13 protein-coding genes are annotated in these 14,241 nt (G+C 70.2%); 6 read left to right on the top strand and 7 right to left on the bottom strand.

Annotated elements, in window-relative coordinates; translation table 11 throughout:
* Positions 1–14 precede the first annotated feature (14 nt).
* A complete protein-coding gene (locus QM711_RS16660) occupies positions 15–1,886 on the bottom strand; it encodes a glycosyltransferase family 2 protein (protein ID WP_415101372.1) in 1,872 nt (623 codons plus the stop codon).
* 208 nt (positions 1,887–2,094) lie between these two features.
* Between QM711_RS16660 and QM711_RS16655 the strand changes: the two genes are divergently transcribed.
* The 3 genes from QM711_RS16655 (at position 2,095) to QM711_RS16645 (ending at position 5,347) form a co-directional block, all read left to right on the top strand.
* The gene (locus tag QM711_RS16655) at positions 2,095–2,658 is read left to right on the top strand and encodes a hypothetical protein (protein ID WP_415101370.1); all 564 of its coding nucleotides are present in this window, start codon (positions 2,095–2,097) and stop codon (positions 2,656–2,658) included.
* Between the two features lie 221 nt (positions 2,659–2,879).
* A complete protein-coding gene (locus QM711_RS16650; RefSeq protein ID WP_415101368.1) occupies positions 2,880–4,352 on the top strand; it encodes a hypothetical protein in 1,473 nt (490 codons plus the stop codon).
* On the top strand, positions 4,349–5,347 hold the full coding sequence (locus tag QM711_RS16645) for a leucine-rich repeat domain-containing protein (RefSeq protein ID WP_415101366.1): 999 nt from the start codon (positions 4,349–4,351) through the stop codon (positions 5,345–5,347). The genes QM711_RS16650 and QM711_RS16645 overlap by 4 nt, the downstream gene beginning before the upstream one ends.
* 26 nt (positions 5,348–5,373) lie before the next feature.
* Here the strand turns inward: QM711_RS16645 and QM711_RS16640 are convergent, their stop codons facing one another.
* The 3 genes from QM711_RS16640 to QM711_RS16630 form a co-directional block, all read right to left on the bottom strand.
* Positions 5,374–6,396 (bottom strand): endonuclease/exonuclease/phosphatase family protein, encoded by a 1,023-nt coding sequence (locus QM711_RS16640; RefSeq protein WP_415101364.1) that lies wholly within the window; start codon positions 6,394–6,396, stop codon positions 5,374–5,376.
* A 114-nt stretch (positions 6,397–6,510) separates the two neighbouring features.
* Positions 6,511–8,256 carry a CDP-glycerol glycerophosphotransferase family protein gene (locus tag QM711_RS16635; protein WP_415101362.1) on the bottom strand — a complete coding sequence of 582 codons (1,746 nt, stop codon included), beginning with the start codon at positions 8,254–8,256 and terminating at the stop codon, positions 6,511–6,513.
* A 42-nt stretch (positions 8,257–8,298) separates the two neighbouring features.
* The gene (locus QM711_RS16630) at positions 8,299–9,771 is read right to left on the bottom strand and encodes a D-ribitol-5-phosphate cytidylyltransferase (RefSeq protein WP_415101360.1); all 1,473 of its coding nucleotides are present in this window, start codon (positions 9,769–9,771) and stop codon (positions 8,299–8,301) included.
* Positions 9,772–9,882: 111 nt separating this feature from the next.
* Between QM711_RS16630 and glp the strand changes: the two genes are divergently transcribed.
* Positions 9,883–11,124: a gephyrin-like molybdotransferase Glp gene (glp, locus tag QM711_RS16625; protein ID WP_415101358.1), complete on the top strand. Its 1,242-nt coding sequence runs from the start codon at positions 9,883–9,885 to the stop codon at positions 11,122–11,124.
* Positions 11,125–11,128: 4 nt separating this feature from the next.
* Positions 11,129–11,593 (top strand): cyclic pyranopterin monophosphate synthase MoaC, encoded by a 465-nt coding sequence (gene moaC, locus QM711_RS16620; protein WP_415101356.1) that lies wholly within the window; start codon positions 11,129–11,131, stop codon positions 11,591–11,593.
* A gap of 121 nt (positions 11,594–11,714) precedes the next feature.
* Here the strand turns inward: moaC and QM711_RS16615 are convergent, their stop codons facing one another.
* Genes QM711_RS16615 through QM711_RS16605 form a run of 3 tightly spaced genes read right to left on the bottom strand, consistent with a single transcriptional unit; the run spans position 11,715 to position 13,559 of the window.
* On the bottom strand, positions 11,715–12,212 hold the full coding sequence (locus tag QM711_RS16615; RefSeq protein WP_415101354.1) for a MogA/MoaB family molybdenum cofactor biosynthesis protein: 498 nt from the start codon (positions 12,210–12,212) through the stop codon (positions 11,715–11,717).
* A gap of 43 nt (positions 12,213–12,255) precedes the next feature.
* Positions 12,256–12,942 carry a hypothetical protein gene (locus tag QM711_RS16610; RefSeq protein WP_415101352.1) on the bottom strand — a complete coding sequence of 229 codons (687 nt, stop codon included), beginning with the start codon at positions 12,940–12,942 and terminating at the stop codon, positions 12,256–12,258.
* Positions 12,939–13,559: a phosphatase PAP2 family protein gene (locus QM711_RS16605; RefSeq protein WP_415101350.1), complete on the bottom strand. Its 621-nt coding sequence runs from the start codon at positions 13,557–13,559 to the stop codon at positions 12,939–12,941. The genes QM711_RS16610 and QM711_RS16605 overlap by 4 nt, the downstream gene beginning before the upstream one ends.
* Between QM711_RS16605 and QM711_RS16600 the strand changes: the two genes are divergently transcribed.
* Positions 13,558–14,133, top strand: coding sequence for a DUF4245 domain-containing protein (locus tag QM711_RS16600; RefSeq protein ID WP_415101348.1), 576 nt, complete (start codon positions 13,558–13,560; stop codon positions 14,131–14,133). The genes QM711_RS16605 and QM711_RS16600 overlap by 2 nt on opposite strands.
* Positions 14,134–14,241: the final 108 nt, after the last annotated feature.

The following is a 14,241-nucleotide window of genomic DNA, read 5'->3' as shown; positions in this document are numbered from 1 at the left end:
CTCGCTTTGGCGAGCTATTGTCCCTTGCCGGGACGCCTGAGCAGCTTCTTGACGGCCCGCTGCAGGAAAGCCGCCGCGCCCGAGGTTCGCTCGGCCGGTTGAGGGAGGAGTCTCAGCCCGGATTCGTCGGACGCCACCCGTAGGCCGGACGGGAAGCTCTCGTCCCCGACCTCGAAGGTGACCGGCCCCGGCCCGGGAGGCCCGGACAACCGGACGTGGGCGCCGTCCGCGCCGCCGATCAGCCGGCCCTGCTGGAGGCGTCCCCCGATCCGCACCGGCTGCGCGACATCGGTGTGGCCGTGCACGTGGACGCCGGGCAGCGCGAAGCTGGCACCGGGCGCCGCGATCGGCTGTTCGGCCAACCCGTCCCGCGCGACGCTGCGATGCCGCTGGGCCAGGTCGATGCTCAGATTCCCGGACTTGTTGCGGTACGCGACAGCGGGCCGCCCGCTGAGCAGCGCCGGGAGCGGCTCGGTCTCGGTCCGGACGGCACCAGCCTGGGACAGGCCGTCCCAGCGCGACACCGCCACGGCGTCCCAGACCGTGTCGGCGACCGGGACGCCCAGCGCGCAGGTCTGTGGGTCGAATCGGTTGCGGGAGTGCACGCTGAGGCCCGCGGTGCCGTCCTCGAAGGGATCCACCGACACCTCGAAGTCCTCCGGGAACAGCTGCCAGGTGATCTTCTCGGCGCGGGCCTTCACCGCGACCCGCAGCACGAACCGGCTGACCGCGTCGGTCACGTCGAGGCGCTCGGCCGGCAGAGCTTCGGCCAGCGCCTCCGGGAGCCTGAGCAGCAGCCGTCCGTCCAGGTGGCCCAAGCGCAGGGGGTTCCCCTCGGCGTCCAGCCAGCGGGCCACCAGGTCCAGCTCGAGCAGACCGTCGCGCCAGCCCACCCGGGTGGCGGTCGTCCGGCCCTTGATCTGGGCGTAGTGGGAGTGCAGCAGGGCCAGCAGGTCGGCCCGTCCGGCCCGCAACAGCTGGGCGCGAGGCCACTCGAACACCCCTAGGGCCAGCTCCCATTCCGGATCGATGAACTGGTCCTGGATGTCGCGGGCGCGCCGGATCGCCCGCTCGGCCACCTCCGGCGCGGCGTCCTTGAGCGCCCGGCCGAGCCGACGCAGCACGCGCCCGCGGTACTGGTGCAGCAACGCCTGCCGGCGCGCCGATTCGAGATCGGGTCCGCTGAGCGTCCGGTCGATGAACCTCAGCAGATCGTCCAGCCGGTCCCAGAACTCCTCGTCACGGGGGCCATAGGTGGCGGAGTTGTTGCTGTCCGAGGCGTGCCACAGGTAGATCGGGGTGTCGGCCAGGACCGACACCCGCTCGGCCTTCGCGTAGGCCTCGATGTTGAAGTAGATGTCCTCCCAGAGCATCCGCCGGCCCTCGGGGAACCGGATGGCGTGGTCGGCCAGGAACTGGCGGCGATACAGCTTGTGCGGCACCATCGGCAGCATCCGGTCGATCTGCTGCTCGGCTTTGATGTCGGGCGCGTTGCCGCGGGCCAGCGCCGGCATGCACCACCAGGCGTCGGAAGTCTTCGACTCCTTGACGTTCACCACATCGGAGCCGGCGCCGTGGGCGTACTCGTAGGCGCGGCGCAGCGCGTCCGGATAGAGCGAGTCGTCGTGATCCATGTACAGCACGTACTCGCCGCGGGCGAGGTCGGTGCCGATGTTGCGCGGCCGGCTGGGCCAGCCCGAGTTCTCGATCCGGTCGACCCTCAGGTTCGGCCGGCCGGCGGCAAGGGCGCGGAGGTGGTCGAAGGTGTCATCGGGCGAACCGTCGTCGATCACGATCACCTCGAACTCGCTCGCCGGCAACGTCTGTGCGTCTAGTGAGCCGATCACTCGATCGATTCCCGCGCCGGAGCGATATGCGGGGATCACGACGGAGATCTTGACCTCTGAGGGAGGCAACGGGGGTCCTTCGGTCTGCGGTCAGGGGTGCGTCCTCATGGTAGGACGCGTCGCTCCTGCGGCGAACCTCCCTCGGGAGGTGTCGAGCGGAGGATGCGACCTGTTTCGCAGTCCCGGGCGGCGACCCGAGTGCAGCCGCCTCCCCGGCCGCATAGGCTGACCATGGCCAGGAGGTGCAATGTCTGAAGTCGACGAACCGGTGTCGAAGCCGCCCCGCCGGCGTCCATGGTGGTGGATCGCGGTCGGTGCGGTGCTTGCGGCGGCCGTGCTGGCGGGCGTGATCTGGTCCGTCCGCGGATCACAGCCGTCCGCCGGCGATCCGGCGGCGACCGGCACCTCCGCGGCCACCGTCGGAGCCACCCCGAGCGCGGAACCGAGCAATTCTCCCTCGGCCCGTCCGACGCCCACCTCGACCCGCAAGCTCACCCCGTACTGCCGCGACTACCTGGCCATCCGTGGCGGCGGGCCGTCCGAGGACCCGCCCGACGACGAGGGGTCGCCCGACCCCGGCTCGCTCTCCGCCACGTTCGCGAAGTGGCTGGAGCGCTACACCGCCGCGTCCGCACATGCCCCGGCCGACCTGCGGCCGCGCTACGCCAAGGTGATCCGCTACCTCAAGGACGCGATCATCACCTTCGACACCGGCGACTGGAATGCGACCCGCGCGCAGTTGAAGCAGCTGCCCACGCTGAACAAGGCGATGGACGACATCGAGAGCCGTTCGAAGCGGCTGTGCGGCTGACCCAGCGCCGATTCCCGGGGTCGAGCGGGTCGGTGCCCCGGGCCGCGACCCGCGGTGCGCATCCACCGCTGTGGGTGATGACTGGCGGTCCGCCCCGGCGGCAGGCGGTCGTCCGAGCCCTCGGCGAGCTGCCCGTTCCGGCATCAACCTGCCCTTTCGGGCGTCAGCAACTGCGCAGCGGCTCCTAGGCGGGCGGGATCGTGGCTCGTACAGTCGGTCGCATGGTGCACCCGTCCGTTCCCCGGCACGAACCGGGCTCGGACCGACCCCGTCGGCCGCCCCGGCGCACCCCGCCGGCCGGGGGGAAGAAGGCGCCGCCGATCCTGGCCATGCAGCGGTTGGCCGGCAACCAGGCGGTCGTCACCGGGGTCACCTCCAGGTCGGGGCGGACCGTCGAGCTGGTGGTGCCCGGTCGCCAGCATCGCGGCCTGGCGATGCTGGACGCTGCCGATGTCAGGGCTCGGATGCCTCGGTTCGCCGACCTGCGCGCCGCGCTGACGGACAAGAAGCTGCGGATCCCGGAAGCGGTGATCAAGACCGCGGTCACTCAGCTGTTGGACCGGATGGCCAAGGAGAACCGGCTCAAGAGCAAGGACCCGGTCCCGACCCTCGTAGCGAAGATCTTCCCGGCGCCCGGAAAGATCAGCGAGGCCGCATTCAACAAGGCCCTCGATCCGGCCGACCGCACCCAGATCTACCAAACGGTGCTGGATGCGCACACCACCATCAAGAAGGCCGACGCCGCCAAGCTCAAGGTGTTGATGAAGGACGCCGGCGACCTGATGGCCAAGGCGTCCGGTGACGCGGCCGGGCTGGCTGCGGTCTTCGGCGGGCAGGCCGCCGTGGCCAAGGCCCGGTATGCCAGCGGCCGCACCGCCCTGGCCGCTGCGGCCGCGGACCTGGACAAGCACGTCACCACCGACTACAACCTCGACGACCCGGAGACCTTCCTGGGTGGCTGGGCCCAGCATTCGACCCAGATGATGCACCTGCTGGCGTCGGTGGTGAAGGGAACCGACCCGCCGGAGAGCAAGGCCACCCTGGTGCACGAGGCGTCGCATCTGGGTCACGGATCCGTCGACGACCTCGGCTACTACGGCACCCCGGCGTTCGAGGCCATGAGCGAGGCCGACAAGGTGAACAACGCCGCCCACTACGAGGAGCTGCCGCGCCGGCTGCTCGGGGTGAGCGCGTTCGCCGGGCACACCTTCACGCCCGGCACCAAGAAGGGCGGCGGCGCCGTCACCCGGCTGGACATCGTCCGCAAGATCGCCAGCGACCACCTGCAGCACGCCTGGGACGCGGCCTCCGACGCACACATGTGGGTGCGGGGGGTGCGCACGTCGTGGCTGACCAAGAAGGACACGACGCCATTCACCACGGACAAGGCGCTCATCCTGGAACTGTCCAGGTTCTCCGACATGACCGTGCACCAGCAGGCCGCGGCACACGCCAGAATCACCTCGCTGGATGTGGTGATCATCGAGAGCATCGTCCGGGCGATGGGTCTGATCGGGAATCTGGTGACCGCCGAACCCCTTCCGGCCGGGCCATTCTCGGACAAGGGTGCCGCCGATGTGATGGTTGCGGAGGCGATCAAGAAGTACGGTCAACTGCTCAAGAACCCCGCGCGGGACAAGGCCCTGGTCGACTGGCTGGCCGCCCACTTCCGCAGCCTGCCGAGCCCGCCATGAACACCACCAACGCGTCGCGAGACGATGCCGCCGGCGGTGTGGACTTCGGGGGCGAGCGGTTCGCCGCCGACACCGAGATTGTCGACCTGGTCAATGTTTCGCCGCCGGACCTGGAACCCCTGCGCGGATTGCCGGGCTTGCGCGAACTGCGCCTGCGGCACACCAACCCGCACCGCACGCCGGGCGGCCTGCCGCTCGACCTCGGGCCGCTTTCCGCCGCAGCCGCGCTGCAGGTTCTCGCGGTGCCCGGACGCCCTGTGCACGACCTCGCACCGCTGCGCGGCCTGCCCGAGCTACGCGAGATCGACGTCAGCGGCACAGCTGTCGACGACCTCTCGGCTGTGCAGGGCGCCGAGCGGCTGCGGGTGCTCAAGGCCCGGGCGACCGGTGTGCGCACCCTCGAACCACTTCGTGATCTCACCGCGCTGCGCGTGCTGGACATCGCGCACACCCCGGTCTCCGATCTGTCGCCGATCGCCGGCCTGACCGAGCTCACCGAACTGCACCTGTCCGGCACGTCCGTCGCCGATCTCGGCCCGCTGGCCGCCCTGTCGCGGTTGACAACCCTCTCGGTGGACGACATCCCGATCACGGCACTGTCCGGATTGGTCGACCTGCCCTGGTTCGCCGCCGTGCGGCGGCTGGATCTGTCGGGCACGGCGCTGCGATCCATCGACGGCGTCGAACGAGCCCGGAAGGCCGAGGAGGTCTTCCTGTTCAACAGCGCGGTGCGTGACCTCGGTCCGCTGGAAGGGCTGGCCGGCCTGGAGGTGTTGCGGCTGGACAACACCCCGGTCGTCGACCTGAGGCCGCTCGCCGGCGTCACCGGACTGCGGGAGCTCAGCCTGGCCGGCACCCGCGTCCGCGACCTGTCCGCCCTGCGCGAGCTGCCACGGCTGGCCGAGATCGACCTGCAGGACACCGGCGTGGACGCCGACCAGGTCGCCGCGCTCCGGGAGAGCCGGCCCGGCCTGGTGGTTCTCGGCCAGGATTGACCCCGCCCGCGGAGGCGGCGGATCGACTACGGCAGGTGCACGGTCGCCCGGAGCATGTTGTGGTCGGACGGGATGGTTCCGACGAACCGGCCCTTGCTGTCCAGCTTGACGACGACCTCGAACTCGGAGACCCGCATCCTGCTGACGTAGATCTGGTCGATGTTCACCCCGTTCGTGCCCGCCGGGTAATGCTGGGCGGTCCGCTTGAGATGGTTGACGCTCCAGTAGTTGGTCCGAATCCGCTTCTCGACGGTGGCGTTCTTGCCGATCGCCTTGGATCGGTAGACGTGCCCGAGCGGGTCGACGAATCCCGCCTTCTGGATCAGGTCCGAGGGCGCGTTGGACGGCTTCGCCCACTTGTCCGAGTTCCAGTCGCCGACCAGGACCACCGGCAGCGAGCCGCGGTGCTGTGCGACCGTTGCCAGCACCTGCTTGGTCTGGGTCTTGCGCAATTCGTAGTACGAGCCGCCCTTGCGGTGCTCCAGGTGAGTGTTGACGAAAAGGAACTTCTCGCCGCTGTTGCGCTGCTGGAACCGTGCCCACACCACGTAGCGGTCGCCGGCTCCGGCGGCGGAGGTGAGCTTCCTCGACCCCTCGTCCAGCAGCTTGACGGTGCTGGAGTTGTAGATGATCCGGGTGCCCTGGCTGGCGCCCTGATCCTTGTAGTCGCACTTGCTCGGGGTGTGCGAGCGGACGCAGTTGTAGCCCTTGCTGTTGGCCGCCGCGTAGGGTCCGCCGAGCACCGCCAGCAGATCCATGAACTGGTTCACGTCCTTGCCGGGCATCTTGCCCTGGGACGCCTCCTGGATGCCGACGACGTCCGGCTTCTGGTTGCGGATCGTGGACGCCACCGCCGAGCGTCGCGATGCCCAGGACGGGCCGCCGCAGGTGTAGCACAGGATGTTGTAACTGGCGACCCGGAGCGCGGGGCCGCCGGAGGACTTGGCCGCCGCGTCCGCCACCGTGGGGCTGACGCCGGCCGGTACGGCGACGACTCCCAGTGCGAACGTGGTGAGCAGGGGGACGCTGACAAGTCTGCGAAGAGCCATGGCTCTGCTCCTTCGGAAGGCAAACCTCGGGTTCGGGGGGTAAACCTGAGGATTTGCCGGAGGCTATCAGACTTTCTTAAGGTTCAGGAAGCCGTCTGGGTTCTTTCCCCCGGGTCACGAACGCGGGTCCCCGGCGGGGGTTGTGGCGTCCTCGACCAGGAAGCCGCGGGCCGCACTCAGGAAACGCTCCGCGTAGTGCTCGGGGTCGGCATCGCTGAGGTAGTAGGTGCGCAGCCGTTGCCGGGTCGGCGCCAGGGTGTCGGCGCCGAGCATGTCGCCCAGGGCGGCCTCGAGAGAGGTGGTGTGCCCGTCTCTGAACACCTCGAACACATAGGCCGCCGCCGAGAGCGGGAACTCGTCGCGGAACGCCTGGCCGTGGGTGGAGACGGCGGCCATCGCGAACGGCTTGCCCGAGAACAGGAAGTCCGACACCACGCTGGACACGTCGGAGACCATCGCGTCCGCCGCGTTGAAGCAGTCGACGACCGACATCGTGGTCTCGGCGGCCGGTCCGAAGACATGCTGCCGTCCGTTGGCCTTGGCGTCCTCGGCGAGCATGGCGATCACCTGGTCGCAGGCGTTGGCGTTGGCGACATGCCGGCGTGCGTACGGGTGCGGCCGGAACACCACGGTGCAGCCGCGGTCCAGGAGCCAGCGAACGATCTCCGGGCCGGCGCGCAGCGAACTGTAGTCGGAGTCCTCGTAGAAGCCCGACCAGGTCGGGCTGTACAACACGGTCGGCGCCGCGATCGCCGCGATCGGCCGGGTGGCGATCGTCATGCCCTCCAGCTGGGGACGGCCGACGATCACGAACTGGTCGGGATGGACCTCCACGCCGTGCTTGGCGAAGCGGTCGATCGCAGCCTGCCCGGCGACGAAATTGCGGGTGTACTGGCGGAAGGTCGGGCTGACGCTGGTGATCTTGTCGCTGTCGCCGTGGTTGAGCTGGATGTGGGTCAGGTGCGGGAAGCGGATCATGTGTGAGTTGCGCACCGCTGTGTTCACGTAGAACACCACCCGCAGGGAGCTGGGAATGACATCGTCGAGATCGGTGAGGGCGGCACGCATGATCACCGGGGCGTCGGTCAGCCGGACGATCTCTTCGAAGTTGGCGGCCGTCCGGACCAGGACGAAGTACGGGGTGCCCAGCCGCGCCAGGTACGGCAGCCACATCGAGGCCTGGTACGCGGTGCCGGCCGGAGCATGCCAGTGGAACGCGAACGCGGGCGCCAGTTGCGACATGATGGCGGGCAGATTCCGCTCGAAGCGCGACCGCTGCAGGTAGTACCGGCCGACCTGGACGAGCAGGACGAAGGTGAGCACGGCGCTGACCGCGACCAGCAGCAGCAGCCAGGCCTGCGAGAAGTCGAAGGTCGACGAGAGCGTCGCGGTGACGATCGCCAACAGGTTGACCAGGTAGAGCAGGTTGGCCAGCCGCAGCGACGGCACCGGCACCTCCCAGCCGGAGATCCCCGACACCACCGGGACGGCCCGGCGGATCAGTGGCCGGGTGACCTGTTCGGCGAGGATCGACAACGAGGCCAGGGTGACGCCCGCCACCCCCAGGGTGACACCGCGGCCGTAGTAGTCCACCACCAGCGCAGCCAGCAGCACGTCGATCCGGGCGAAGCTCATGGTGCCCATCACCAGCGGGAGTGCACCCCCGCTGCGGACCGGCTCCCAGAGTTCCTGGATCGGTCCGCACAGCACGGCGATGACCAGCACCCACATCAGGATGTGCGTGCCCACCCAGGTCGGGGCGACGATCGCCGCCAGGATGGTGATGACGCCCAGCGTGTTGCAGACGACCGCGAGCAAGGCTTCCAGCACCTTGGGTCGCAGCACCCCACTCAGGTTCATCGTGGACGCTCCTCAGTCTCCGGCCAGTGCCTGCCCTCGGGATCAGAAATCGGAATCGAAGCCTTCGCCGGCCTCGGCCTTGGCCAGGGCCTCGGAGATGCGGCGGGCCTCCAGCTCGGTGCGCGACAGGCCACCCTCGCCGTCCAGTCGCCGCACGTCCACCACGTGACCGGTCAGGCTGGACAACAGGACGTCGATCGAGGTCAGGGCGACCGCCTTGGACGACAGCAGCGAACCCGCCGGCTCGGCGCCGAACGCCTTGGTCCGCATCGGGGTCGAGGTGCGTTCCGGATTGATGCAGTTGACCCGGACGTCGATGTCCGACCATTCGTCGGCAAGGGCCTGGGTGAGGTTCACCACGGCGGCCTTGGCCGACGAATACATCGAGTACGAGGCCCGGCCGCGGGTATAGGAACTGGACGTGAAGAACAGCAACTGTCCGTGCGTCTGTTCGAGATATTTGAGCCCGCAACGGGCCGCGAACACCGGGGCCAGGTAATTGACGCCGATTCCGCTGAGAATGTCGTCCATGGCCACGTCGGCCAGCCGGCCCCGGTTCAGGATGCCGGCGGTGACCACGATGTAGTCGATCCGTCCGGACTTCTCGAACGCGTCGGCGAACGCGGCTTCGACGTCCTCGGCCCGCTCGACGTGGGTGCCGGTGCCGGACCGGCTGTAGCAATGGGCCGTCCCGCCGAAGCCGGCGACCAGTTCGGCGATGTCGGCGCCGATGCCGTACGAGCCGCCCAGCACCACCAGGACCTTGCCGGCCAGCGCGGTGTGGTACTCGCTCGGCTTGGTGTGCGCGGGTGCGGCGCTCGAGCCGATCTGGAACAGCTTGTCGGCGATGAAGATGTCGATCGGCTCGGTGATCTTCACATTGTGGTCGGAGCCTTCGACCACGTAGATCGGCTTGTCGGGACGGTAGCGAAGGACCACGGTGCAGTCGTCGGTGGCGACGAAGTCGGGATCCTGCCAGGCCCGCTCGTAGGCGTCGAGCAGGGTGCCCAGGCGGAAGGCCTGCGGGGTCTGCCCGCGTCGCATCCGGTGCCGGGGCGGGATTTCGGTGATCACCCGGTTGTCGTCGACCTCGATGATGGTGTCGGCCGAGGCGATGGCCACGTCGACGGCGTCGTAGCGGTCGAGGGCATCGATGCAGTCGCTGATGATCCGGTCGGCCAGCAACGGACGGACGGCGTCGTGCGTCATCAGCTTGGTGTCCGCGGGGTAGCCCTCCAGCGCCGCGAGTGCGCGTTGGGTGGTTTCGTTCCGGGTTTCGCCGCCGGCGATGATCTTGGTCACCTTGGAGTATTTGGCGGCGATCTCCTCGGCGACGTCGAGGTGGTCGGGATGCATCAGGACGAAGATCTCATCGAGGGCGTCCGAGTTCTGGAAAATCTCGATCGTGTGTTCCATTACGGTCTTGCCGGCGATCTTGATGAGCTGTTTGGGAATCGAAAGTCCCACCCGTGCACCGGTGCCACCGGCCAGAATGATGCCGACCCTCGTCGCCACTGTTGCTCCCTTCCTCGATCCTGGCCACCCTATCGCGGCGCTCCGGAAACCGCGGCGTGCCCGCGGCGTGTCAGGCTGGTCGGCGGCCGCTCCGCTGGTCAAGGTGGAGCCATGGATGCGCGCGCACCGGCCGAACCCGGGCCCGCCGGCGGTGGGCGGATGGTCTCGGTCGAGGAGTACCGCGAGCGGGTGGTCTCACTGGCCGCCGGACGTGACCTCGCCGTCGAGCGGGTCGGGCTGGCCGAGGCGTCCGGCCGGGTGCTGGCCGCCGATCTGGTGGCCCGATTCGCCGTCCCGCCGTTCGACAACTCCGCGATGGACGGCTTCGCGGTCCGGGCCGCCGATGTGCACAGCCCGCCGGTCGCCCTGACGGTGGCCGGGGAGAGCGCGGCCGTCGCCGGCGAGATTCCCGCGGTCGGGCCGGGGTTGGCCGTTCGGGTGATGACCGGGGGGCGGATTCCGCCCGGCGCCGACGCCGTGGTGCAGGTCGAGCTCACCGATCAGCCCGCGGGCGTCGCACCGTTGCCCAGGCAGGTCCGCATCCTGGAGTCGGTTCCGCCGGGCCGCCACGTCCGCCGGGCCGCCGACGACCTGGCCGCCGGAGACCTCGTCCTGCCGGCCGGCACGGTGCTCACCCCGGCTGCCGTGGCAGCGGCGGCCAGCGTCGGGTACGGCGAACTGCAGGTGCGGGTCCGCCCGCGGGTCGCGGTGATTGCCACCGGTGCCGAATTGGTCGAGCCCGGGCGTCCGCTCGCCGACGGCGAGATCCCCGACTCCAACTCGCTGATGATCGCGGCCCTCGCCGCGGCGTCGGGGGCCGAGGTGGTGACGGTGGCGCGCAGCGGGGACGACCCGCGAGCGCTGGCCCGGCTGCTCACCGACCTGCCGCGGGTCGATGCGGTGTTCACCAGCGGGGGAGTCTCCGCCGGCGTCTACGAGCCGGTGCGGCAGCTCGGTGCCGAGCTGGAGTTCTGCTCAGTTGCCATGCAGCCGGGCAAGCCCCAGGGCTGCGGGCTGATCGACGGCGTCCCGCTGGTCGCGTTCCCGGGCAATCCGGTCAGCTCCTTCGTCTCGTTCCACGTTCTCGGTCGCCCGTTGCTGGACGCGCTGACCGGGGCTCGGCGGACGGTGGCCCGACGTTTCGCCGTGGCGCTGGACGGCTGGCGCTCGCCCGGCGGCCGGCGCCAGTACGTGCCGGTGATCACCGAGACCGACGGCGTCCGGCTGACCCATCGGCTGGGGTCGGGTTCGCATCTGGCGGCGTCGCTGCACCGGGCGGACGCGCTGGCCATCGTGCCGGAGGACCGGCTGGCCGTCGCCGTCGGCGATCGGCTCGAAGTCATGGCAGTGTGAGCGGATGCGGTTCACCCATCTGGACGACTCCGGCGCGGCGCGGATGGTCGACGTCACCGGCAAGCAGCCCACCGTCCGCGAGGCGCGGGCAACCGGCCTGGTCAGATGTTCGGCCGAGGTGATCGAGGCGTTGCGCAGCGGCACGGTGCCCAAGGGGGACGTGCTGGCGGTGGCCCGGGTCGCGGGGATCGCGGCCGCCAAGAAGGTGCCGGATCTGCTGCCGCTCGCCCACGTCATCGGCGTGCACGGCGTCGTGCTCGACCTGGCGATCACCGATGCCGGGGTGGCGATCACCGCCACCGTCCGGACCGCCGACCGGACCGGTGTCGAGATGGAGGCGCTCACCGCGGTGACCGTGGCGGCGCTGGCGATCGTCGACATGGTGAAGGGAGTCGACCGGTCCGCGGCCATCGCCGACTGCCGGATCGTGGCCAAATCGGGCGGGCGTAGCGGCGACTGGACGCGCTGAACCACTTCGCCGGAACCGTTGGTCGAGCATTCGTTGGTCGAGCTCGTCGAGACCGCCAACGGCCGATAGGGGGTTTCGACGAGCTCAACCAGCGCTAGGGATGCGGTGAGTGACTGCGTTGCTAGGGGTTGTGATCGCCGCCGTCCAGCTGATCGACGATGTGGGCGACCAGCGGGCCGACGACGGCGACCGTGTCCCGGACGCCGCCCATCGATCCCGGCGCGTTCACCACGAACGCGGCCGGCCGCTTCTTGGACGTGACGATGCCCGCCTCGGCCCGGGACAGCACCGCGCTGGCGACGTGCTCGGCGCTCCGCCGGCGGATCTCGTCCACCACGCCCGGCAGGGCCAGGGTCAGCATCTCGGCGGTGACCTGCGGGGTCACGTCGCGTGGCCCGATCCCGGTGCCACCGCTGGTCAACACGAACCGAGCGCCGCCCTTGATCGCCGTCCGGATGCCGCGACGGATCTCGGCCGGGTCGTCCGGCACCACGGCCAGGCCGGCATCGATGCCGTGGCCCGCCAGCAACTCGACCGCGAGTGGGCCGGACCGGTCCTGGTAGCTGCCGGAGCTGGCCCGGTCCGAGACGGTGAGCACGGCTCCACGGATGGCTGTCATGGATTCACGCTAGTGGAACGGACCACCAGTGGCCGGGCCCACGTCATCCGGCAGGAGCCGTCCGGCGCAGCAGGTAGAGCGCGTAGCCGAACCGGCGTCCTTCACGTTCCACCTCGATCACCGTCTCGGTCAGGATGCCCAGGCCGGCCAGGGCGCGGCCCAGCTCCGGGGCGGCGTCCTCGGACCAGATCGCCAGCAGCCCGTTGGGGCTGAGCCGCTCGGCCGCCGTCCGCAACCAATCGGCGGCGTAGACGCGCGCGTTGCGGTCGTGGATCAAGAAGCCCGGCCCGTTGTCGACGTCCAGCAGGATCGCGTCGAAGAGTTCGGTGCGACGCGGCAGCCACTCGGCGATGTCGCCGTGATGCAGCTGGACGCGCGGGTCGTGAGCGACCCGCTCGAGCTGGCCGGTGATGCCCGCCACGGCCCAGTCGATCAGCGGTTCCGCCAGTTCCACGACATCGAGGCGGCGGACGCCGTTGTCCAGCAGCCGGGCCGCGGTGTAGCCCAGCCCCAGCCCGCCGACCAGTACCCGCCCGGGGGCCGGGCCGGCGGCGTCGGCGAGCGCGATCTCGCTGGTCACCTCGGAGGAGTCCATCGCGAACACGCCGTTGACGATCAGTTCGACGATCTCGCCGCGTCGGCGCAGCGCGATCTCTCCCGCGGGAGTCGTCGCCCGGGCGACCACCGCGGCCGCCGGGAGGCCGCCGGGCCCGGCCACGACCTCGCTCATTCGTCGGACGCGGGTCGGATGGCACACAGTGCGATCACACCGCACACGGTGCCGTTGAGATAGCCCGCCAGCACATCGCTGGCGTAGTGCTGGCCGTTGTAGAGCCGGGACCAGCCAAGCATGCCCAGGTAGCCGGCCAGGACGGCGCGGACGCCGACGGCAGCCGGCCGCGGCAGGAGTCGGGCCGCCCGGCCCAGCACAACGGCCAGGGCGGTCATCGCGCCGACGTGCCCGCTGGGGAAACTGGAGGTCGGCTGCCGAGTGCCGAGCCGCTCAACCGCGGGCCGCGGGCGTCCCACCAGCGTCGAGCTGGCCACGTGGGTCAGCGAGGCCAGGCCCATTGCCAAGGCGGGGACAGCAGCCTCGCGGCGGCGCCCGAGCGCCAGCAAGGTGGCGGTGAGTCCGAGGCCGACGGCGACCGCCCGCGAGGTGTCCGAGCTGCGCGACACCGCTGAGGCCCAGCGCGCGGCAGCCGTACCGCCGGCTCGCCGCAGGTCGTGGTTCAGCCGGTGCTCGGCCGGCAGATCCCGCAGCGGGCCGGTGATCAGCCGTCCGGCAAGGGCATTGACCGCGATCAGCGAGCCGATGGTGGCGGCGGTGCGCAGGACCCGGGACATGACGGTGAGCGTAGTGGTGGACAATGGGCGGGTGGCAGCCCGTCGTCCGAGTCCGACCGTGCCCCAGATGCTGATCGCGGTGGCGGCATTGCTGGTGCCGGTGGTCCTGATCTATCTGTGGTTCAGCCGCATCCCCGAGCCTGAGGCGCGGGCGGTCGACTGGCAGCCGGTGATCGCCCAGGCCCGGGCCGAGGCGCCGTATCCGGTGCTGGCGCCGAAGGACCTGCCGCCGACCTGGACGGCCGTCCGGGCGCGGTGGACGCCGCGGGGCGAACCCGGCCTGGACCAGAAGGCGGCGGTCGGCAACACCGTGCAGTTGGGTTTCCTCACTCCCAACCGGATGTATATCGGGCTCGACCAGCGCGACGCCGACGCCCAGGGGCTGATCCGGGACGCCAGCCGCGGCGGGTCGGCGGACGGCGAGAGCACGCTCGGCGGGACGTCCTGGCAGCGCTACGTCAGCGACGATGACCGGACGCGTTCGCTGGCCCGCACCGACGCGGAACGCACGGTGGTGGTCAGCGGCGACCTGCCCTACGAGGCGCTGGAGGCGTTCGCCACCACCTTGGCCTGACCCTGTCCGGTCTGAGCCCCGAGCCGGCCCGAAGCTGGGAGGGATCCCTTTCGCCGGGCGGCTCGGCGCGATTAGTCTCGCCATGACCGACCAGACTCCAACGGAGGA

Origin of the sequence: Micropruina sp. (genome assembly GCF_047602385.1) — a bacterium.
In the GTDB taxonomy this organism is placed as follows: Bacteria; Actinomycetota; Actinomycetes; order Propionibacteriales; family Propionibacteriaceae; genus Micropruina.
This window is presented reverse-complemented; position numbering and strand designations above follow the sequence as displayed.

Bases quoted from the DNA above. Each gene is read 5' to 3' on its own strand.
- QM711_RS16655 (WP_415101370.1), top strand. From the start codon at position 2,095: ATGTCTGAAGTCGACGAACCGGTGTCGAAGCCGCCCCGCCGGCGTCCA.
- QM711_RS16650 (WP_415101368.1), top strand. From the start codon at position 2,880: ATGGTGCACCCGTCCGTTCCCCGGCACGAACCGGGCTCGGACCGACCC.
- QM711_RS16645 (WP_415101366.1), top strand. From the start codon at position 4,349: ATGAACACCACCAACGCGTCGCGAGACGATGCCGCCGGCGGTGTGGAC.
- QM711_RS16640 (WP_415101364.1), bottom strand. From the start codon at position 6,396: ATGGCTCTTCGCAGACTTGTCAGCGTCCCCCTGCTCACCACGTTCGCA.
- QM711_RS16635 (WP_415101362.1), bottom strand. From the start codon at position 8,256: ATGAACCTGAGTGGGGTGCTGCGACCCAAGGTGCTGGAAGCCTTGCTC.
- glp (WP_415101358.1), top strand. From the start codon at position 9,883: ATGGATGCGCGCGCACCGGCCGAACCCGGGCCCGCCGGCGGTGGGCGG.
- moaC (WP_415101356.1), top strand. From the start codon at position 11,129: ATGCGGTTCACCCATCTGGACGACTCCGGCGCGGCGCGGATGGTCGAC.
- QM711_RS16615 (WP_415101354.1), bottom strand. From the start codon at position 12,212: ATGACAGCCATCCGTGGAGCCGTGCTCACCGTCTCGGACCGGGCCAGC.
- QM711_RS16610 (WP_415101352.1), bottom strand. From the start codon at position 12,942: ATGAGCGAGGTCGTGGCCGGGCCCGGCGGCCTCCCGGCGGCCGCGGTG.
- QM711_RS16600 (WP_415101348.1), top strand. From the start codon at position 13,558: ATGACGGTGAGCGTAGTGGTGGACAATGGGCGGGTGGCAGCCCGTCGT.
- QM711_RS16605 (WP_415101350.1), bottom strand. From the start codon at position 13,559: ATGTCCCGGGTCCTGCGCACCGCCGCCACCATCGGCTCGCTGATCGCG.